This is a genomic window from Bradyrhizobium forestalis, from assembly GCF_002795245.1.
Taxonomy (GTDB): Bacteria; Pseudomonadota; Alphaproteobacteria; order Rhizobiales; family Xanthobacteraceae; genus Bradyrhizobium; species Bradyrhizobium forestalis.
Genome location: NZ_PGVG01000008.1, coordinates 108,556 through 129,903, shown reverse-complemented (window position 1 = coordinate 129,903; position 21,348 = coordinate 108,556). Strand labels below are relative to the sequence as shown.

Annotated in this window: 11 protein-coding genes; 3 read left to right on the top strand and 8 right to left on the bottom strand. The window is 63.8% G+C overall.

The genetic code is table 11. The annotated features are described in order from the left end of the window. Positions 1-37: 37 nt before the first annotated feature. The 3 genes from CVM73_RS12415 to CVM73_RS12405 all read right to left on the bottom strand — a co-directional run bounded on the left by CVM73_RS12415 (position 38) and on the right by CVM73_RS12405 (position 3,753). A complete protein-coding gene (locus CVM73_RS12415) occupies positions 38-940 on the bottom strand; it encodes an ABC transporter permease (RefSeq protein WP_100232269.1) in 903 nt (300 codons plus the stop codon). Between the two features lie 4 nt (positions 941-944). Beyond that, positions 945-1,898 (bottom strand): ABC transporter permease, encoded by a 954-nt coding sequence (locus tag CVM73_RS12410; protein ID WP_100232268.1) that lies wholly within the window; start codon positions 1,896-1,898, stop codon positions 945-947. A gap of 196 nt (positions 1,899-2,094) precedes the next feature. Then, entirely contained in the window at positions 2,095-3,753 is a 1,659-nt protein-coding gene (locus CVM73_RS12405; protein WP_100232267.1) for an ABC transporter substrate-binding protein, read from the bottom strand. Positions 3,754-3,952: 199 nt separating this feature from the next. Here CVM73_RS12405 and CVM73_RS12400 point away from each other — a divergent pair, with 199 nt between their 5' ends. Continuing rightward, positions 3,953-5,548, top strand: a complete 1,596-nt coding sequence (locus CVM73_RS12400; protein ID WP_100232266.1) for an ABC transporter substrate-binding protein — start codon at positions 3,953-3,955, stop codon at positions 5,546-5,548. Positions 5,549-5,744: 196 nt separating this feature from the next. Here the strand turns inward: CVM73_RS12400 and CVM73_RS12390 are convergent, their stop codons facing one another. Together CVM73_RS12390 and CVM73_RS12385 are read right to left on the bottom strand one after the other, a co-directional pair. After that, positions 5,745-7,976 carry a CHASE2 domain-containing protein gene (locus CVM73_RS12390; protein WP_100232265.1) on the bottom strand — a complete coding sequence of 744 codons (2,232 nt, stop codon included), beginning with the start codon at positions 7,974-7,976 and terminating at the stop codon, positions 5,745-5,747. Positions 7,977-8,123: 147 nt separating this feature from the next. After that, the gene (locus CVM73_RS12385; protein ID WP_430641297.1) at positions 8,124-14,552 is read right to left on the bottom strand and encodes a VCBS domain-containing protein; all 6,429 of its coding nucleotides are present in this window, start codon (positions 14,550-14,552) and stop codon (positions 8,124-8,126) included. Positions 14,553-15,172: 620 nt separating this feature from the next. Between CVM73_RS12385 and CVM73_RS12380 the strand changes: the two genes are divergently transcribed. Next, the gene (locus CVM73_RS12380; RefSeq protein WP_100232264.1) at positions 15,173-15,904 is read left to right on the top strand and encodes a transglutaminase-like cysteine peptidase; all 732 of its coding nucleotides are present in this window, start codon (positions 15,173-15,175) and stop codon (positions 15,902-15,904) included. 89 nt (positions 15,905-15,993) lie between these two features. Further along, a complete protein-coding gene (locus CVM73_RS12375) occupies positions 15,994-17,109 on the top strand; it encodes a lysozyme inhibitor LprI family protein (RefSeq protein WP_100232263.1) in 1,116 nt (371 codons plus the stop codon). 180 nt (positions 17,110-17,289) lie between these two features. On the opposite strand, the gene CVM73_RS12370 is transcribed toward CVM73_RS12375, so the two are convergent. From CVM73_RS12370 to CVM73_RS12360, 3 genes are all read right to left on the bottom strand, one after another. Next, a complete protein-coding gene (locus CVM73_RS12370) occupies positions 17,290-18,489 on the bottom strand; it encodes an ABC transporter substrate-binding protein (protein WP_100232262.1) in 1,200 nt (399 codons plus the stop codon). A 140-nt stretch (positions 18,490-18,629) separates the two neighbouring features. Then, positions 18,630-20,468, bottom strand: a complete 1,839-nt coding sequence (locus CVM73_RS12365) for an AMP-dependent synthetase/ligase (RefSeq protein WP_100232261.1) — start codon at positions 20,466-20,468, stop codon at positions 18,630-18,632. Positions 20,469-20,559: 91 nt separating this feature from the next. Continuing rightward, a complete protein-coding gene (locus CVM73_RS12360; RefSeq protein WP_100232260.1) occupies positions 20,560-21,348 on the bottom strand; it encodes an ABC transporter ATP-binding protein in 789 nt (262 codons plus the stop codon).

The window sequence follows — 21,348 nt, the reverse complement described above, 5'->3', positions numbered from 1 at the left end:
CCAACGCCGCAGATAATTGCGTCTCTCTCATCATCGCCTAGTTCCTGATGTCCATGGCGCTGCGCAGGCCGTCCGAGAGAAGATTGAAGCAGATCGAGACCGCGAAGATCATCGCGCCCGGCAAGGCTGCGACCCAGGGATTGACGTAGATCGCGGTGCGCAAGGTGTTCAGCATCAGGCCCCATTCCGGCTCCGGCGGCTTGGTGCCGAGGCCGAGGAAGGAGAGGCCGGCGGCCAGGATCATCGAGACCGAGATCAGGCTAGTGGCATAGACGAAGATCGCGCCGAGCACGTTGCCCAGGATGTGCACGCGCATGATGGTGAAAGGCCCGGCGCCGGAGGCGCGCGCCGCTTCGACAAAGTCCATGTTGCGAACGCCGGTGGTGACGCTCTCGGCGACGCGGGTGATCTGCGGCACGAACACGACGGTCAACGACACGATGGAATTGAGGATGCCCGCTCCGAGCGCACCGGAGATCGCAATCGCCAGCAGCACGGAAGGAAAGGCGTAGAACACGTCGACCGTGCGCATGATCGCAGTGTTGAGCTTGCCGCCGACATAGCCGGCAATGATGCCGAGCGACGTGCCAAAGCAGAAGGCGAGGATCACGGGCAAGATGCCGATGACCAGCGACAGCCGCCCGCCATAGACCAGCCGCGCCAGCATATCGCGGCCGAGCTCGTCGGTGCCGAGCGGGTAGCCCGTCGTCCCGATATGGCGCAGGCGGCGAATCATCGAACCTTTGTACGGGTCTTCAAGTCCGAGCCACGGCGCGAGGATCGCGGAAAGGAAGATCAGCAGCAGCACCAGCGCGCAGGCCGTGCTGACCTTGTCGCGCATGATGCGGCGGCCGACCGTCGCCCAATAACCGCGCGCCTTGGTGGCGGGCGCGGCCTGCAGCGCGGCGTCGGCGGTGGCAGACAACGGAAGCTCGCTCATCCGGCTAGCCCCGCTTGATGCGCGGGTCGATCGCGGCTTGGGCGATGTCGACCAGCAGATTGAGGAAGACGAAGAACAGCGCCAGGATCAGGATCGTGCCCTGCAGCAGTGGCAGGTCGCGCTGGAAGATCGCCGAATTGAGCAGGAAGCCCGAGCCCGGCCAGGAGAACACGGTCTCGATCAGGATCGAGCCGCCGAGCATGTAGCCGAGTTGAAGACCCATCACCGCGAGCGCGGTGGGCGCGGCGTTCTTGATGACGTGGCGGAACACGCCGGTTTCACGCAAGCCCTTTGCCCGCAAAGCTTCGACAAAGTCCTGGCTGAGGATATCACCGGTGAGGGCACGCACCGTACGGGTGACGATGCCCATGGGGATCACCGAGGTCGTGATCGCCGGCAGCACCAGATATTTCAGGTGCGCCCAGTCCCAGGCCCAGGAGTTGGAGCCGCTGGGCCCGGCGCCGACCGCGGGCAGCCAGTTCAGCTGGACCGAGAAGATGATGACGAGCAGCATGCCGAGCCAGTAGTGCGGCACCGAGACGCCGGCGATGGCAAAGGAGGTGGCAACCTTGTCGATCCAGGTCTCGCGGAAATAGCCGGCGATCAGGCCGAGCAGGATGCCCATGGTGAAGCCGATGATCGCCGCGGCGATCGCCAGCGTGACGGTGTTGCCGACCGCGCGCATGACCTCGGCGAGCACGGGGCGTCCGGTAGCGATGGAATTGCCGAGATCGCCATGCAAGGCGCGCAGCAGCCAAAGCCCGAACTGCACCGGCAAAGGACGATCAAAGCCATAGGCGGCGCGCAGCTGCGCCGCGAGCTCCTGCGAGGCATCGGCCGGCAGCACCGCGACCAGCGGATCGCCCGGCGTGATGTGCACGAGCAGGAAGCACACGAGCGCCACGCTGATGACGATCGGGACGACGTAGACGATACGTCTGGCAATATAGGCGAGCACGTTTGGTTCTTTTCTTCCCTTCTCCCCTTGTGGGAGAAGGTGGCGCGAAGCGCCGGATGAGGGGGTTCCAACCCCGGATACAGTCGTTACGAACGCGAAAGCGATAACCGCGGAGAGAGACCCCTCACCCGGCTTCGCTGTCGCGAAGCCACCCTCTCCCACAAGGGGAGAGGGTGCACTGTGCGTGCGGCGCGAACTACTTCATCGACACCGGCGAGAAGTCGATGAACCAGCTCTTCGGTTGCACGACGCCTGTCACCTTCGGGCTCATGGCGCGCGGGCCGACGTCGTGGGCGACGTAAAGGAAGGCCGCGTCGTCGACGGAGGCCGCGTGCAATTCGGCCAGTGCGGCGTCACGTGCGGCGGGATCGAAGGTCTGCCGCGCCTTCTTCACCAGCTCGTCAAACTTGGGGTTGTTGATGAAGCCCCAATTGTTCGAGACCGGCGGCGCCATGCCCGATTGCAGGAAGCGCACCAGCGCGAAGAACGGGTCCATCGCCGCATAGGTCACGTTGGTCGCGTGCGAGCCGTTGGCGCTGGGATCCTTGGCGCCGCGGCGCCAGTTGGTGAACAGCGTATTCCATTCGATGACGTCGAGCTGCACATCGAAATAGCATTCCGCAAGCGCCTGCTGGAGATACTCGTTCATCGGCAAGGGCTGCATCTGGCCCGACCCCGAAGCGGAAGTCTGGGTCTTGACCGTCAGCTTCTTGTTGGGGCCGAAGCCGGCCTCCTGCATCAGCTTTTGTGCGGCCGCCTTGTCGTACTTGATCTCAAAAGTCGGCTTGCCGCGCCAGGGATGGCCGGGCTCGAAGGTGCCGGTCGCGGGCACCATCAGGCCGGCGAGCAGGCCGTCCTTGAGGCCCTCGCGATCGACGCAGAGGTTCGCAGCCTTGCGCACACGGATGTCGTTCCACGGCGAGCCTTCGACGCGCGAGAACTGCCACGGCCAGACATGCGGTTGCTCGTTGGCGTAGAGCTTGAAGCCGCGCTGCTTCAGCTCGGGCAGCGCGTCCGGCGCCGGCGCCTCGACCCAATCGACCTGCCCCGAGAGCAGCGCCGCGGTGCGCGCGTTCGCTTCCGGCATTGGCAAGAGCACCATCTTGTCGATCTTCGGCACACGTCCCTTGTCCCAATAGGCCGCATTCTTGACCAGCTCGAGCCGTTCGCGCGGCGTGAAGCTCGCCATCTTCCACGGGCCGGTGCCCGAAGCGTCTTTGGCGAAGGCGGTCCAGGCGGTTTGCGACTTCGCCTTGGCATCAGTGCCTTCGGCCTTGTCATAGAAGGCCTGCCACTTCGCCGGGCTCGCCATGAAGAGATTGGTGAGGTTGATCGGCAGGAAGCTGTCTGGCTCCTTGGTGGTGAGCTCGACCGTCATGTCGTCGATCTTCTTCGCAGACGCCAGCGTCGGCATGCGCGAGGCGGTGACGCCGACCTGGCTGGCGTCGAATTGCGGCGCATCCTGCTTCAGCACCTTCTCGACGTTCCACACCACGGCATCGGCGTTGAACGGCGAGCCGTCGTGGAAGGTCACGCCGGGGCGCAGCTTGAACACCCATTTGGTCTTGTCGGCATCGTCGACCTTCCACTCGGTGGCAAGACCCGGAATCACCACGCTCGCCTTGTCGGCAGAGGACAGGTCCCAGCCGGTCAGCGCGTCATACATGGTGAGGCCGGTGAAGCGATTGCCTTCAAAACCCTGATCGGGCTGGCCCAGCGTGCGCGGAATATCGGCAGCGGTCATGCCGATCCGCAGCACAGTTTCCGCAGCTGCCACACGCGGCCATGCGGCCGCACTGCCAAGCGCCAAAAGCGCGATCAGCGCCGCCCGTGTCTTCTTGTTCTTGATAAGCATCGCCTCGATCCTTCTTCGGCTTTCGATGATTAATTTTGATGCAATCGTATGCAATGGCTATGCCAAGGAGAAACTTATTCTGCAAATTGCCTCCGCGACGACAAGTCCTTGTGATGACGCACGGGCAAAACCGGCGCGTTGCCTATTCTGGCATCAAGATTGCAAGTTTGGCCCCAACTCTTCCCTGGGAGCTTGGGCCATGCGTATTCGTCTGTCGACCTGTCTCGCCGTGCTTGCGCTGGCGTTGTCCGCAATCTCGGCGCGCGCCGAAACGGTGGTGCGCTATGGCATCTCGATGGCCGATATTCCGCTGACCACCGGCCAGCCCGATCGCGGCGCCGGCGCCTATCAGTTCACGGCCTACACGATCTACGATCCCCTGGTCGCCTGGGAGATGGACGTTGCCGATCGACCCGGCAAGCTGGTGCCGGGCCTCGCCACCGAATGGAAGGTCGACGATGCCGACAAAACCAAATGGCGCTTTACCCTTCGCAAGGGCGTGAAGTTTCACGACGGCAGCGAGTTCAACGCCGATGCGGTGATCTGGAATCTGGACAAGGTGCTCAACGACAAGGCGCCGCAATTCGACAAGCGGCAGAGCGCGCAGGTGAAGACCCGCCTGCCCTCCGTCGCGAGCTACGCCAAGATCGACGACTTCACGGTGGAGATCACCACCAAGACGGTCGATTCCTTCTTTCCCTATCAGATGCTGTGGTTCCTGGTGTCGAGCCCGGCGCAATATGACAAGCTCGGCAAGGATTGGGACAAGTTCGCCAGCCAGCCCTCCGGCACTGGTCCATTCAAGCTGACGAAACTGGTGCCGCGCGAGCTCGCCGAGCTCACCAAGAATCCGGACTACTGGAACACGAAGCGGATTCCCAAGGCCGATAAGATCGTGCTGGTGCCGATGCCGGAAGCGCTGACGCGCACCAATGCGCTGCTCGCAGGGCAAGTCGACCTGATCGAGACACCGGCGCCGGATGCCGTGCCGCAGCTGAAGGCGGCCGGCATGAAGCTCGTCGACAACGTCACGCCGCATGTCTGGAACTATCACCTCAGCGTGTTGCCGGGCTCGCCCTGGACCGACATCCGCCTGCGCAAGGCGCTCAACCTCGCAATCGATCGCGAGGCGGTGGTCGGGCTGATGAACGGTCTGGCCAAGCCGGCCAAGGGTCAGGTCGACCCGTCGAGCCCGTGGTTCGGCAAGCCGAGCTTCGAACTGAAATATGACCTGGCTGCAGCGAAGAAGCTGGTCGAGGAGGCCGGCTACTCCAAGGCAAAGCCGCTCAAGACCACCTTCATCATCGCGCAAGGCGGCACCGGCCAAATGCTGTCGCTGCCGATGAACGAATTCCTGCAGCAGAGCTTCAAGGAGATCGGCATCGACATCGACTTCAAGGTGGTCGAGCTCGAGACGCTCTATACGCATTGGCGCAAGGGCGCGGCCGACGAGATGAACGCCGGCATCACCGCCAACAACATCGCCTATGTCACCTCCGACCCGCTCTACGCCATCGTCCGCTTCTTCCATTCCGGCCAGATCGCGCCTGTCGGCGTCAATTGGGGCGGCTACAAGAACCCGAAGGTCGATGCGCTGATCGACGAGGCCAAGCAGACTTTCGACAGCGCCAAGCAGGACGAATTGCTGGCGCAGGCGCATGCGCTGATCGTGGACGATGCCACGCTGGTGTGGGTCGTCCACGACACCAACCCGCACGCGCTGTCGCCGAAGATCAAGCAGTTCGTGCAGGCGCAGCACTGGTTCCAGGATCTGACGACGATCGGGGTGGAGTGAGGGCAATCTGCCGCGTCAAACACCGCTGTCGTCCCAGGCAAGCGTCGGCGCAGACCCGGGACCCATAGCCACAGGGAGTGATTTGGCGAAGACTCGCGGTTGCCGTCTCGCGCCGCACTCCTCCCTGGGGTTATGGATCCCGGATCGGCGCGCGCTTCAGGCGCGCTTGTCCGGGACGACGGCGAGTGTGTGACGGCTACTTCGTCAGCAGCGCATACGCGCCGGTCCAACCCTCCGGCGGCGGATTGAGCTGGAAATCCTTGATTCGCACCTCATAGAGCCTGAACAGCTTCTCCAGCGTGTCGGCGTCCTCGCTTTTGCGGCCGCGCTCGATCGCGTCGAGTGCGCCCTGCCAGTTGCGGCCGCGATAGCAGCCGAGCATCTCGATGGTGATGTTGCGCAGGCGCTGGAACGCGGCCGAATGCATCACGTCGTCGCGGCCCGCGATGGCGTAGATGACTTCCGGCTCGGTCTTGCCCTTGACCATGATGAAGTCGAGCTCGAGGATCGCGAACTTCTCCTTGGCTGCGAGTGCGGTCCTGGAGCCGATGATGATGGGAAAGCCGTACTCCTTCGACTGCCCTTCCAGGCGCGAGGCGAGGTTCACGCTGTCGCCGAGCACCGAATAGTTCTTCTTCAGGTCGGACCCCATGTTGCCGACCACGCCGATGCCGGTGTTGAGACCGATGCCGACATTGAGCGGGATGTAGACGTGGCCGCCGTCGGCCGCTTCCTGCTCGCGCTCCTTGTTGACGGCGTCGATCTGCTCAAGCATCTGGATCGCGGCTTCGCAGGCGTTGATCTCGTGCTCGGCATCGTCGAGCGGCGCGTTCCAGAACGCCATGATGGCGTCCCCCATGTACTTGTCGATATAGCCCTTGCGCTCGATAATCACGTCGGTCAGCGGCGTCAGGAAGCGGTTCATCAGCGCGATCAGCCCTTGCGGATCCTGCTTGTAGCTCTCCGAGATCGTGGTGAAGCCGCGTACGTCGGAGAACATGATCGTCATCTCGCGCTCCTCGCCGCCGAGCACGAGCTTTTCCGGCGACTGCGCCAACTGCTCGACCAGCACCGGCGACATGTATTGCGCGAACATGCCGCGGATCTGCACGCGCTGACGCTGCTCGCGCACGAAGCTGGCGAAGATCAGCGTCAGATAGACCGCCGTGGTCGAGAGCAGCGGATAGGTGAAATCGATGAGGTAGCGGTACTGCGCGTAGAAGAACCAGGACGTGCCGACCAGGATCGCGGCGAACATCGCACCGGCGAGCACGAGGCGCACGGGACCGAGATTCGGCGTGAAGATGATGACGAGCAGGCCGATCACGAGCGCGGCGAGCAGCTCGACGCCGAGCGCGTAGTTCGGCTGGGAAATCACCGCTCCGCTCAGCACACTCTCCAGCACCTGGGCATGGATCTCGACCCCGGGCATGGTCGAGGACACCGGCGTCGTCTTGATGTCGTTGAGCCCGACCGCGGAGGTGCCGACCAGCACCAGCTTGCCGGCGAGCTTGGCGGGCGGCACGGTGTTGTCGAGCACGTCGGCCGCCGAGACGTAGATCGAAGGATCCTGGCGCGCATAATGTACCCAGAGCTGACCGTTCTTGTCGGTCGGAATCTCCACGCCCTTGAGGCGAACGGCGCGCACGCCGGTCTTGTCGGTCCGGATCAGCAGCGTCGGCGTGCCCGTGGCGACGCGCAAAATCTCGAGGCTGAGCGAGGGCATGATGTTGCCCTGGGCGCGCATCACCATCGGCACGCGGCGGATCAGGCCGTCGCGCTCGGTCTTGATGGTGAACAGGCCGCGGCCGGCCGCGACCTTCTCGATGACGGGCACGTTGCGGAGCAGGCCCGGGAATTCGAACAGGAAGCGTTCGGCATTCTCCTCGCCAACCGTCGCGACGCCGGTGAAAGGCAGCGACTTGTCGATCTCGGACGAGATCGCCCGCTGCCCGGTCTCGCCCAGCACCACGCGCGAGCGCTTGATCGCCTCGGCAAGGGTCTGGTCGTTGGTCGGCAGCTCGCGCAGCTTGGCACGCGTGGCATCGTCGAGATAACGCATCTGGCCTGCGACCAGATCCGGATTGAGCCGGTCGGGCTCCGAAAACACCACGTCGAAGCCGATCGCCACCGCGCCGTTGTTGGTGAGGTTCTGGATCATATCGGCGATCCGCGTCCGCGGCCACGGCCACTGGCCAAGCTTGGCGAGGCTCTTGTCGTCGATATCGACGATGGTCACCGGCCGTGCCGTCTTGTGCCGCGGATCGATCAGCTGGAACATGTCGAAGGTGCGCAGCCGCAATTCCTGGATCGGCGGCGGATCCCAGAGGCGCGCGCCGGCAAACAGAACCAGCAGCGCAAGGCACATCAGCCGCGCAAAGCCGAGCTTCCGCGCAAACCACCGCCGCAGGATCTTCAGACGTTTCATGCCAGCTGGACTTCCTGCCCTGCACCACGCCGGGCGCACCGATCATGGAGCGTCGGCGCGCGATTGGCTATTCCCTGACGGTGGTGGATTATGAATTTTTTGCCGCGGTCGGGCTACGTGCCGATTGGCCGAAGGAGCCGGACGTCGTCACGTGACATGCGTGCCGAAGATGAAATCGCTGGTTTGAAGATTTGCGGCAATCACGTTCTTGAGCAGAAGCGACTCGTGTTCCTGTATCGGCCCGGATTGCAGCGTGATCTCCTGATTCCAGGTGATCAGGGTGTCGCCATTCTGTTGCTGGGTGATGGCGAGGTTGCCCATTGAGCTCACGTCCGAGAACTGCCGCAGGTCGATCTTGTCGAGGCCCACCGTGAAATCGGTGATGGTGTGGGAGAAATCGGTGATCGGCTGTCCGTTGTCGTCATACAACAAGCCCGGCGCGAACACGAACTGATCCTTGGCACCGCCGCCGGTCAGCGTGTCGTTCGTATCGGTCGCGAAGATGACGTCCTTGCCACTGGTGCCTTCCAGGGTGACGCCCTGGAAGGTGTCGCCGGCCTCGTTGAAGATGAAGTGGACACTGTCGTAGTGGCCGGCCGAGTCGGTAACCGTCAGCGTGATCTGGTCGGTCGCCGGCGGCTGCGGGTAATCATCGGTGCTCGCGCCTGTCGGATCGTAGATGACGCCAGTGCCGCCGCTCGCGAGGCCCGCGTTGATTGCGTCAAGCGAACCCGTCATCGGAGCGAAATAGACGGTGCTGACGTCCGGATGTGCAGTCGACAGCGTGACGGTGAACGTATCCGCGGCTGCGCCTGCATCGGTGTCGACGACGACAAGATCGGTGATGATGTCGTTGCTGTTCTCGATGATGTGCTCGACCTGGAAGCTTTCGGTATTGATGACCGGGCCGTCGGCGGGAGCAGTCACTTCCGTGCCGATGGTGGTGAGATCCTGCGAGACCGGAGTTTTGCCGCCGGTGCCGGTGACCGAAAGATCGATCGTCGCGATCGACAGATCGGTCGTGATGGCGCCGGTATAGGTGTCGTCGAGTGCGTGGACCCCCAGGGCGCCCGGCGTCCCGGAAAAGCCATTGGCGGGCACGAACCGGATCAGCGTATCGGGGCTCAGCACCAGCGCGGTCGTGTCGCTGACCGGCCCGATATCGGCCCATTGATCCGTGCCGGCGAGCGCGTACTGCCAGACGCCCTGCCCGGCGGTGGCGGCGTCGGACGTCACCGCGACGGCCTTGAACGTCGCGCCGGTATCGGCGTCGTGGAACTTGTCCGTGAACAGGCTGCTGATCGCAGCTCCGCTCGGATCACTGTCATTGCTGGCGACGGAAGCCAGCGTCGCGTCATCGAGCGTCGGCGCGTCGTTGCTGCCTGCGATGTTGATGGTGACGACCCCACCCGTGCCAGCGCCATCAGCATCCGACGGCACGATCGTGTATTGCAGTGACAGCGTCTGGCCGGCGGCGAGGAAGTCAAAGGCCTGTCCCTGCGAGTTGAAGGCCCAGGTGAACTGCGTATGGGTGGCGGTGCCGTTCAGGATGTCGCCGGACGGGACGGTGAGATAGTTCAACAGGGCCTCATGCGACAGCCCGCCGACATTGCCGGTTTGCGCCACGCCGCCGAGAGACACCTGCAGCTGGCTGACCGACACCGTGACGTGATCGATCGCGTCGACGTCGGAGACCGCCAGCACGCCGTGCGCAAGCTGGCCGGCATTGGTCTCCATCAGATCGGCAACGGCGCCGCCGGGCCCGGAGGTGCCGCTGGCCCAGTCCGCATCGCCCTCGATCGCGAGGCTCTTGGCGGGATTGACCGCATTGGAGGCGGAGTTCCCGCTGCCGTCGCTCAGCTGATAATAGGCGGCAAGGTTGGCTTCGCTGCCGGTGAGGCCGGTGAAATCGATCGACTGGATCTGCGCCTGCGTGAGCGCGGTGGTCCAGACGCTGACATCGGCGATCGCGCCATGGAAGCCTTCCTCCCCGAAACTCGCCGCGCCCGGGTCGCTCGCGGCGCCAATCATCATGTAGGACGCCGACGGATTCGACGGACTGCCGTCGATCGGGTTGACCGTCCATGAGTGCGAATATTCGAGGTGCCCGTCGAGATAGAGCTTGAAGGTGTCGTTCTCGCGCGTCAGCGCAATGTTGTGCCACTGCGACGCCGTGAGTGCCACGCCGGTATCGGCGATCTGGCGGCCGCCCGCGAGAATTTGCAGCTCCATCGTGCCATCAGTGTTGACGGTGCCGAGGAGACCGAAGCCGGTGGTCGAGGTGTTGCCGTTGTAGAACAGGATCTGGCCGTGGCCGGCCTCTGCCGCGCCGTTCCAGTTGACCCAGCCGTCCAGCGTCACGTCATCGGTGGCCACCGTCGGCACCTCGCCGACGGCGATCGTCTGGCCGTCGAAATTCATGTAGTCCGACGTCACATAGGAAACCGCCGGCGCATCGTTGGTGCCGGTGATCGTGACGGTGACGTCCTGGCTGACCTTGCCGCCATGGTGGTCGTCGAACGTGACGGTGTAGACCTGGGTGATGGTCTGCCCTTCCGCCAGCGACTGCAGCACGGGATCGTCATTGTCCAAGGTGAAATGCCAGCCCAGTGTCGCGCGGTTGCTGGTGTCGCTGCCGGATTCGGTCACCGGGTCGATCGTGAAGGTGCCGATATGCGAACCGGTCCCGAAGCCCGGCAGATCCGTGCTGACGGACGACGACTTGAACGACCACTCCGCCGTGTGGGTGTCGATCAGGTCGAGGTCCTGGATCGCCAGCGTGCCGCCGGTCGTCAGCGACGCGCCCTCGTCCTCGGTGACCGCGCCCGTCGCCGCGTCGGCGTCGCTCGTGATCGTCGGCGCGTCGTTGGCGCCGTTGATCGTGACGGTGACCTCCTGCGAGACCTGCGCGCCGTGATCGTCGGTGAAGGTGACGGTGTAGACCTGGGTGATGGTCTGGCCCTCGGCCAGCGATTGCAGCACCGCATTGCCGTTGTCGAGGCTGAAGTGCCAGCCCAGCGTCGCACCATTGTCGGTGTCGGTGTTGAATTCGTGCACCGACGGATCGATCGTGAAAGTGCCGAGCGGCGTGCCGTCGTCGAAACCCGGCAGATGCGCGCTCGATGTCGACGACTTGAACACGGCCTGCGCCGTGTGGGTGTCGATCAGGTCGAGATCCTGGATCGCCAGCGTGCCGTCGATCGACAGCGTGGCGCAGGCATCCTCGGTCACCGCTCCAGCGGCATCGGCCGCATCACTCGTGATCGTCGGCGCGTCATTGGCGCCGTTGATCGTGACGGTGACGTCCTGCGAGACCTGCGCGCCGTGATCGTCGGTGAAGGTGACGGTGTAGACCTGGGTGATGATCTGGCCCTCGGCCAGCGATTGCAGCACCGCATTGCCATTGTCGAGGCTGAAGTGCCAGCCCAGTGTCGCACCATTGTCGGTGTCGGTGTTGAATTCGTGCACCGACGGATCAATCGTGAAAGTGCCGAGCGGGGTGTCGTCGTCGAAGCCCGGCAGATGCGCACTCGAGGTCGCCGACTTGAACACGGCCTGCGCAGTGTGGGTGTCGATCAGGTCGAGATCCTGGATCGCCAGCGTGCCGTCGATCGACAGCGTGGCGCAGATATCCTCAGTGACGCTCCCCGCGGCCGCGTCTGCGTCGCTGGTGATCATGGGCGCGTCGTTGGTGCCGATGATGATGACCGTGACGTCCTGGGAAACCTGCGCACCGTTATTGTCGGTGAAAGTGACGGTATAGACCTGCGTGATGCTCTGGCCCTCAGCCAGCGACTGCAGCACCGGATTGCTGTTGTCGAGCGTGAAGTGCCAGCCCAGCGTCGCACCGTTGCTGGTGTCGCTGTTGGATTCGGTCACCGACGGATCGATCGTGAAGGTCCCGAGCGGCGTGTTGCCGTCGAAGCCCGGCAGATGTGCGCTCGACGCCGCCGACTTGAACACGGCTTGCGCGGTGTGAGTATCGATCAGGTCGAGGTCCTGGATCGCCAGCGTGCCGCCGGTCGCCAGCGTCGCGCCGGCATCCTCGGTGACGCTCCCCCTGGCCGCGTCTGCGTCGCTCGTGATGGTCGGGGCATCGTTGGTCCCGGTGATGGTGACCGTGACGTCCTTGGTGACCGTCCCACCGTGATGGTCGTCGATCGTCACGGTATAGACCTGCGTGATGGTCTGGCCCTTGGCCAGCGACTGCAGCACCGGGTCGTTATTGTTGAGCGTGAAGGTCCAGACTACCGACCCTCGCGAGCTGACGCCGGGACTCTCGCTCACCGGTTCAAGCGCGAACGTGCCGATATGCGAGGTGCCGTCGCCGAAGCCAGGCAGATGTGCGCTCGAAGTCGTCGACTTCAGGACGAAGCTCGCGCTGTGCGTGTCCGTGAGATCAGGGTCGTTGAAGGCAATGGTGCCGTTCGCTGCGAGCGTGGCCGCCGCATCCTCGGTCACCGCACCGGCCGGGGTGGTGTCGTCTTCGACGACCGTCGGCACGTCGTTGGTGCCCTCGACATTGACGTCCGCACCGTTGATGGACACCGTGATCGGCGTGCTGACCACGCCGCCGTGTCCGTCGTCGACCTGCACCACATAGTTGAGGGTCAGCGTCTCGCCTTCGGCGAGGAAATCGAACAGATGGTCGGGGACGCTGTAGGTCCAGGTGGCCGAGCCGTTGTTGCCGTTGCCGGCGCCCTGCACCACCGTCAGCGGCACCTCGACGGCGGCGATCGCCGCGCGTTGCTCCGGCGTCAGCGTCGCGGTGATATCGTTGCCTTCCGCATCGAGATATTTGAACGGCTGGGTGGACGACAGCGCCGCGCTCACGATCGGCCGGTCCGTCAGATCGACGTCGGTGAAGGTGACCGTGCCCGTGATGGTGTCCAGAGCTTCGTTGCCGGTCCCGACCTTCTCGATGACGGTTCCGCCTGAGGTCGCCACAGTGGGCTTGTCGTTCGTTCCCGTGATGGTGATGGTGATCGGGATGAACTTGCTCTCCGGGCTCACCGTGAAATTGGTGTCGACGCGGACCATGTAGGTCAGCGTCAGCGTCTCGCCGGCTGCCAGGAAGTCGAAGACTTTGTCCGGGATCGTGTAGGTCCAGACCGCAGAGCCGTTGTTGTTGTTGGCGGAGTCGGCAACGACGCTGATCTGGATCTGCGTCGCCGCGATATCCTGCTTCTGGAGATCGGTGAGCGAGCCGGTGACGTCCTGCTGGCCGGCGTTCTTGTAGACATAGTTCGGTGCCTCGGCGAGGCTCACGCTCACCGACGGCCGGTCGCCGAGGTTTTGATCGACGAATCTGATCAGGCCGGAAACCGTGTCAGCGTGCGTGTCGCCGGTGGTGTCCGCGCGTTCGGTCAGCGCGAACGCCGTTTTCACATTGCCGCCGAGGTCGAAGCTTTGCGCAACCGGCTGGTTGGGAATGCGGACGGCGGCCGGCGTGGACGTGCCGGGGTTGTCCTGTCCCTGCGGATTGAGGTTGACGAACGTCGCGATGACGACGGGGCCGGATCCCGACTTGAACACCAGGTCCTGGCTGAACGGCGTGATCGTGTCGGTGAAGTTCGTGGTCAGCTTGGTGTTGGTGTTGTTGTCGGTGAACTTCAGCGTGAACACGTCCGTGATCAGCTTCTGAATTTCCGGCGACATCAGCGCATTGGAGATCGAGACGTTGCCGCCGCTGATCTGGATCATCTGGCCGGCCTGGTTGACCGTGGCGATCGGCAGCAGCGTGATCTTGTCGAACAGGATGTAGGAGCCCGTCGTGCCATTCGGCTCGACCAGCACCTGGAAGCTCGCCTGCGGCTGCGGATCGCCGCCGCCGGCGGGAACGACGAAGTTGATCTGGGTCAGCACCGCGGTGCCGCGGATGCCCATGGTCGCGACCGGCGTGTCGACCTTCATGTCGCCGTGCTTGGCGGTCTCGCCGGCGACGAAGGTGATGGTGCCCGCAACCAGGCTGAGCAGCGAGGAGTTGCTCGACCCGTTGGGGTCGTAGACCATCTCGTTCAGCACCATCCGCGCATTGGAGGACAGGCCGAACACGGTGCCGTCGATGAAGGTGATACCGAGCGTCGAATCGGCGCCGGTCGAGACCACGTCGCCCTTCTCGACATTGTCGCCGTTGTTCAGGATGACCGAGACGCCGTTGCGGATCGCGGTCGCGCTGCCCACGAGCTTGGTGACGTGACCGATGACCTGAGCGGCAGCGGCGCCGGGCGCGGCCTGGGCAACCTGGACGTGGCCGGTGAGGGCGTTGACGATGTCGCCGGTGAGGTGGGCGCCGTCGGGCGAGGCGATCGCGGCGCGCTTGTCGCCCCTGAAATAATCGTGAACCACGAACTCATGCCCTTCGTGGGACAGCACGAGATCGAGGCCGGCGCGCTTGAACTCGCCGTTGAAGATCAGGTTGGGGTCGGGAACAACGAACGCGCCATCAGGCACATGACCGTGCGCCTTTGCGATGAAGGGCTTGGCCGCAAAGGAATCGGTATGGACGTAGGCGGGCGCGCTGGAACCCTCGCCGTTCAAGGAGGTCGCGGCGTCAAATTTGCCAGCGTAATTCAACGGGGCACCGTAAAAAGGGTTAAAATTTAAGTAAGTATCGACTGCCTAAGCTTGCTTAGCATTACCAAGTCCTTAGCGAAACCATCTATTGCTTGTGTGATTTCGCGTCACTTGGCCATAGGAGCCGCCGAGGGGCGGCGCCTTCCCAGACAAGCCGAAGTAATGTTTCAAGCATTCTGAAGTCGAAACAGGCTTAGATGCACGCATTTCCCATCACCCAAGTCATCTATCGTACAGTTGGTCGAACAGATACTTGCGTCATCTTTCCTTCGTGGTGCCCTGCAGCATCCTGCGGCAAATACGGAGCTAAATCTGTGACCTAACTAACAGAACCCGTAAAATAGCGGGCTGTTAGCCATAGGAGGCAGAATCGGCACCCTCGCAACTTCTGCCTGCAACTGGCTCCATTTCGCGGCAGCGAGGCCCCTCCTAGCCACCGAATCGTAAAATTTTACGCAATTCGGGCAGGTCTGTTTCAGCCTGTCCCCCGGTTTTGGGGGCCCTGCCGGGCGCGTTAAGCAGAACAAAACGGCCCTTCTCGCACTATCTCCGCGAAAGCAACAAAGCCCGGCACGTCGAGATCGAGGGGGATCTCGCGAAGCACGGGAAGGGGATGTCAGATGGAGACCGCTGTTCGCTCGCGCGCCTGGCGCGCAATCCTTGTCTTGTGCGGCTTGATCCTGCTCGGATCTGCCGCCGAGCTTCGCGCCGGCACGCTGCTGTCGCCGGGCGCCGGCGTGCTCGTGCGCAAATCCGCCGAACCGTTCGGCGTGTTCGCCTTCGCCATCTCGTCCGGCAGCCTGCGGCAGAAATGGTCCGCGCTGAAGGACAAGCTCGACGACGACATGGTGCAGCTCGCGCTGTGCGACGGCGACCGGGATAATTGCGCTTCGCCCGCGGCCCTGAAGCTGCTCGCCATCGTCGACCAGGCCCGCGCCCGCGACGGCCGCGCGCGCCTCGGCGAGACCAACCGCGCCATCAACCTCGCCATCCACGCCGCCAATGATGGCACCGACGACGTCTGGAGCTCGCCGCTTGCGACCTTCGCCCGCGGCGCCGGCGATTGCGAGGACTATGCCATCGCCAAGCTGGCCGCGCTGCGGCTGGCCGGCGTTGCCGCTGAAGACCTCCGCATCGTCGTGGTGCGCGACGCCAGGGCCGGCGAGGAGCACGCGATTGCCGCAGCAAAGCTCGACGGCCAGTGGCTGATGCTCGACAACCGCCGCATGGCGATGGTCAGGGATGACGCGACCCGGAGCTATCAGCCGCTGTTCGTGCTCTACCAGTCGGCGGTGATGAAGTATGTCGACGAACCGGTGCAGGTCTCGATGGCGGTCGCCGAGGCGCGTTGATTGCTTGTAGCCCGGATCCCCACCACAAACCCATTTCGCCGCGCGATCCCAGACGCTAGCATGGCGCCTTCCATGCGGGGGCGATTGGAATGCGATTCATCGTGCTGTCTGTGCTTGCGCTGCTGGCATTGCCGGCGGCGCCCGCGTCGGCGCAGTCCGACCGCTCGATCGCCGACAGGCTGCCGCTGTTTGCCAAGAACAACTGCCAGCAGATTCGCGACCCCGGCAACCAATTATTCTGCGGTGATGCCGAGCTTGCCGCCGCCGCCGAGAAGCTGAGCACGGCGATCGAGGCGCGGCTCGCCCGCCTGCCCGATCGCCTGCCTGGAATCGAGGAGAATGCGATCTGGATCCGCCAGCGCAATCTCAGCTGCGGCATCGTCGGCCAGACCGCGATCCGCGCCGACGAATTCGACCGGATCAAGGGATGCCTGCTCAAGGTCACCGAGGAGCGCGCCGCCATCGTGCGCGATCCTGATTTCGACTGCCTCGCGGCCAACACCGCAGCGGGCGCGCTGATCTGCGCGGACCCGTCGCTGGCGCTTGCCGAAACCGAGCTCAACGGCCAGGTGCTCGGCCTGATCGGTAAATTAGACCCGACCGCGGCACGCTTTGCCTTCGCCGAATACGGAAGATGGACGCGAGAGCGCGACCGCAAATGCAATCTGGTCGGCAAGGAGAACGTGCCGCTGCAAGAGCTGGAATCCGCGGAGGACTGCCTCGCCGACCATTTGAAGCGCAAGACTGATGAAATCCGCGCGGCGAAGGGCGATCCCCGAAAAGTGTTCGGCCGGCAGGTCGCGGCCCGCTCGCCCGACACCGACGCCGTCGATTTCTGCGCCGCGCGAATCCATGCGGCCAATTCCTGCGGCAACTTCCTGCGCATCAACCGCGTCTATGCGCTCGACAGCCAGGTGACCGAGCAGGAGGCGCAGGTCACGGGCGAGATCGAGATGGCCGTGCTGATGCCCTTCACCATGTGCAGCAAGGTCGCCTCCACCTGCACCGGCACCTGCTGGGACGCGAGGACGGGTCGTCCGCAGCCGGGAGCCGGCAACAAGGAGCGCTCCGCAGAAGCCTTCAACGTCACGCGCCGCCTGAGGATTCAGCGAACTTTCGCCTTCGTGAAAGCCGCCGACGGCTGGCGATGCCGGGAGGACGAGCTGGCCCCGGTGAATTCGGGCAACGCGAGCGGGGGATCGTGAGCTCTTACCCTCCCCTGGAAGGGGAGGGTCGGCTCACATTGAGCGCAGCGAGATGTGAGACGGGGTGGGGTGGCGGTCCCTCCACATCGAGTGCTGCCCGTGTTGAGAGATCACCCCACCCCGCTCGCGCTGCGCGCGATCGACCCTCCCCCTCCAGGGGAGGGTGAATGCGCCATCTCATCAAAACATCAGATTGTCCTTCACCAGCACCCAGCGGCCGCCCTTGACCTGCTGGACCTGGGTGATGGTGTTGGCGAGATGGTCGGTCTTGGAGAACTTGGTCGGGGGCGAGTTGAAGATGTCGAGGAATTTCTCGCCCGATTCGAGCGCATCCAGCATCTTCTGACCGGTGAGATCCTTGCCGGCCCTGTTCGCGTAGAACGCAAACGTCATCATCGCATTGTAGCCGATGATGGCCTGCGTGTTGGCGTCGGCGCTGAACATCTTCTTATAGTTGACGAGCCAATCCTTCACCTTGCCCTTGGCGGTGTCCTCATAGGGAATCTCGAAGCCGCTGGCGGCATAGAGGCCCTCGACCGCGTCCTTGCCCAGCGCAGGAACCTCCATCACGTTGGTGGGGGTCGCGCCGAGGAAGGTGACATCCCAGCCGAGCTTCTTGGCTTCGCTCATCGCTCCTATGGTCTCGCGGAGCACGGTGCCGAGCAGGACGAGGTCGCAGCCATCGGATTTCATCTTGGCGATCTGCGCGCTGAAATCGGAGGCGCCGCGCTTGTAGCTCGTGATCGAAGCCGGCTGCGCCTTCATCGCGGTAAGCTGCTGATTGAAGCCGTCGAGCACGTTCTTACCGTACTCGTCATCCTGATGCATGATGCAGGGCTTCTTGAAGCCCTTCCACTCCATCATGTATTTCAGCGCAGCCCGCGTGCTCTCGACGTAGGGCAGCAGATTGTTGAACTTCAGTCGCTCCTGCGGCTTGGCCGGATCGAACTTGAAGGTGAACTCCGCCGCCGTCAGCGGGAAGAGCTGCAGCACGCCGGCGTCGAAGAGGATGTCCTGCGCGGCGAGCACTGTCGGTGATCCCATCGGTCCCACCATCGCGAAGATCTTGTCGCGCTCGATCAGCTTTTGCGACGCCAGCACGGCCTTCTTCGGATCATAGCCGCTGTCCTCGACGACCAGTCGAATCTTGCGGCCGTTGATTCCGCCGGACGCGTTGATCTCCTCGGTCGCCATCTTCATGCCGTTCGCGACCGGCACGCCCCACCCCTTGATCGGACCCGACAGGTCCTGGTGCGTGCCGATGACGATCTCGGTTGCCGAGATGCCCTCGTTGGTGACCTTGGTTTGCGCTGCGGCCGGCAGACAGGTGAGCGCCACGGCACCCACAGCAAGGCCGAATGCGCTGAACGATTTCGACATTGACGTCTCCTCTCCTAAAGGCCCGTGTTGCACGAAGGGCGAGGGCCACAGCTCCTTCGCTTTCTCAAATCGACAAACTTTCTTTTCTGCGCATGCCCCTCATCGGAAAACCGGTTCCCACTTTTCCGGGGGCATGCGCATCACGCCACCGCACGCTCGCGATACATCGCTTCGATCTCGACCGCGTAACGCTTGTTTACGAAGCCGCGCTTCAGCTTCATGGTCGGCGTCAGCTCCTCGTCCTCGGGGGTGAGCTGGCGCTCGATCAGATAGAATCTCTTGATGGTCTCGACGCGGGCGAAATTGGCGTTGACCTGTTCGATCTCGCGCCCGATCAGGTCCTGGATCTCCCTCGCCCGGCACAGGCTGGCATAATTGGTAAAGGGGATGTCGTGATCCTGGGCGAACTTCTCGACGTTCTCCTGGTCGATCATCACGAGGCAGGTGAGATAGGGTCGCTTGTCGCCGATCACGACCGCGTCCGAGATATAGGGCGAGAACTTGAGCTGGTTCTCGATCTCGGACGGCGTGATGTTCTTGCCGCCGGAAGTAATGATGATGTCCTTCATCCGGTCGGTGATGCGGACGAAGCCCTCATTGTCGATGGTGCCGACGTCGCCGGTGTGCAGCCAGCCGCGGGCATCGATCGTCTCCGCGGTCTTCTCCGGCTGGTTCAGGTAGCCCATGAACAGGAAGTCGCCCTTGATCAGGATCTCGCCGTCGGGCGACAGCGCGACCTCGCCCCAGGGCACCGCGGTGCCGACCGACCCGAGCTTGATCCTGTCCGCCGGCATCATGGTGGCGACCCCGCAATTCTCGGTCTGGCCGTAGACCTCGTGCATGTCGATGCCGAGCGCCAGATACCAGCGGATCAGCTCCGGTGCGATCGGAGCCGCACCGGTGAACGCGATGCGGCAGCGGTCGAGCCCGATCATGCGGCGAATGTTTCTGAACGCGACCAGGTAAGCGATGCGGTCGGCGAGGCGCAGCGACAGCGGCGGCGCCCTGCCCTCCAGCCGGCAATCGACCATGCGATAGCCGATGCCGATGGCGCGGCGATACACCCATTGCTGGAGCGGCGTCGCATCCTTCAGCGCGATGGTGATGGCGGAATAGAACTTTTCCCAGATGCGCGGCACCGCCAGAAAGGCGGTCGGCTGCACTTCACGTAAGTTGTCCGGCACGGTCTCCGGGCTCTCGGCAAAATTCATCACCGAGCCGAGCGCGACCGAGATGTAGTAGCCGCCGATGCGCTCTGCGACGTGGCAGAGCGGCAGGAAGACCAGCCGGTCTTCGTCCTCTCGCGCCGGGATGAAGTCGCTGGCGTGCCGCATCTGATGGGTGACGCTGCGGTTGGCGTGCATCGCGCCCTTGGGCGGACCGGTCGTGCCGGACGTATAGACAAGGATCGCGAGATCGCCGGCGCTGCGGCTGTCGATCATCTCCTGCCACAGCGCTTCGCGGCCGACCATGTGGTTGCGGCCGAGCGCGCAAAGCTCGTCGAGCGACATCACCATGTCGTCGGAGAAGCCGCTGAGACCCTCCATGTCGAACACGATGATCTTCTGCAGGGAGGGGCAGCGCGCGCGGCAGGTGAGGATCTTGTCGAGCTGCTCCTCGTCCTCGGCGAAGATCACCTTCGTGCGGGAGTCGTTGACGAGATACTCGACCTGGGACGGGGAATCGGTCGGATAGATTCCGGAGGAGACGCCGCCGGCGCACAATATGCCCATGTCGGCGTGGACCCATTCGGGCACCGCATTGGCGATGATGGAGGCGACGTCGCCGGGCATGAAGCCGACGGCGCGAAGCGCGTAGGCGATCTCCTTCGAGATCTCCAGCCATTGGCGCCAGCTCGTCGGCTGCCAGATGCCGAATTTCTTCTCGCGGATCGCCGGCCTGTCGCCCCGCGTCTCGGCGGCGCGCAAGAAGCTCTTCGCGATCGTATCAGCGACCGTCAGCACCGCCGGTCGGGCCATGCACCTCTCCTCCCTGTCGCCTGCCTCCGTTGCCTGCCTTGCCGGCGGTCTACGTTACGGATGGCAAGCTCATCTTACCGCCAGCTCTTCCTCACCGCCACGTCTTCTTCTTTTTCCAGCGCCGCTCGCCGCGCGCGCCCGCTTCCTTGGCGCCAAGGTAGAATTCCTGGATATCCTGGGAATGCATCAAGCGGTCGCAGCTGTCGTTCATCACGATCCGGCCGATCTCCAGCACATAGCCGTAATGGGCCGTCTCCAGCGCCACCTTGGCGTTCTGCTCGACCAAGAGGATCGACATGCCCTGCTCCTCGTTGACCCGGCGGATGATGGTGAAGATCTCCTTCACCAACAGCGGCGACAGGCCGAGCGAGGGCTCATCGAGCAGCAGCAGCGTCGGCCGGTTCATCAGCGCGCGCCCGATCGCGAGCATCTGCTGCTCGCCGCCGGAGAGCTGGCCAGCCGGCTGGTTGATGCGCTCCTTCAGGCGCGGGAAATAGCCGTAGACGCGCTCCAGATCCTCGGCGACGCCGTCGCGGTCCTTGCGCGGATAGGCGCCCATCATCAGGTTCTCACGCACGGACAGGAACGGGAACACCTCGCGCCCCTCCGGCACATGGCTGAGGCCAAGCCGCACGATCCGGTCAGCCTCCATGCGCTGGATCGGCTTGCCCAGAAACTCGATCGTCCCCTTCTGCGGATCGAGAATGCCCGAGATGGTCTTCAGCACCGTGGTCTTGCCGGCCCCGTTCGCCCCGAGCAGCGTGACGATGCGGCCGCGCGGCACTTCCAGCGAGATGCCCCGGATCGCCATGATCGGCCCGTAATAGCTCTCGATGTTGGAGAGCTTGAGGATGATATCCGGGGTCGCCGCGGCGTCCAT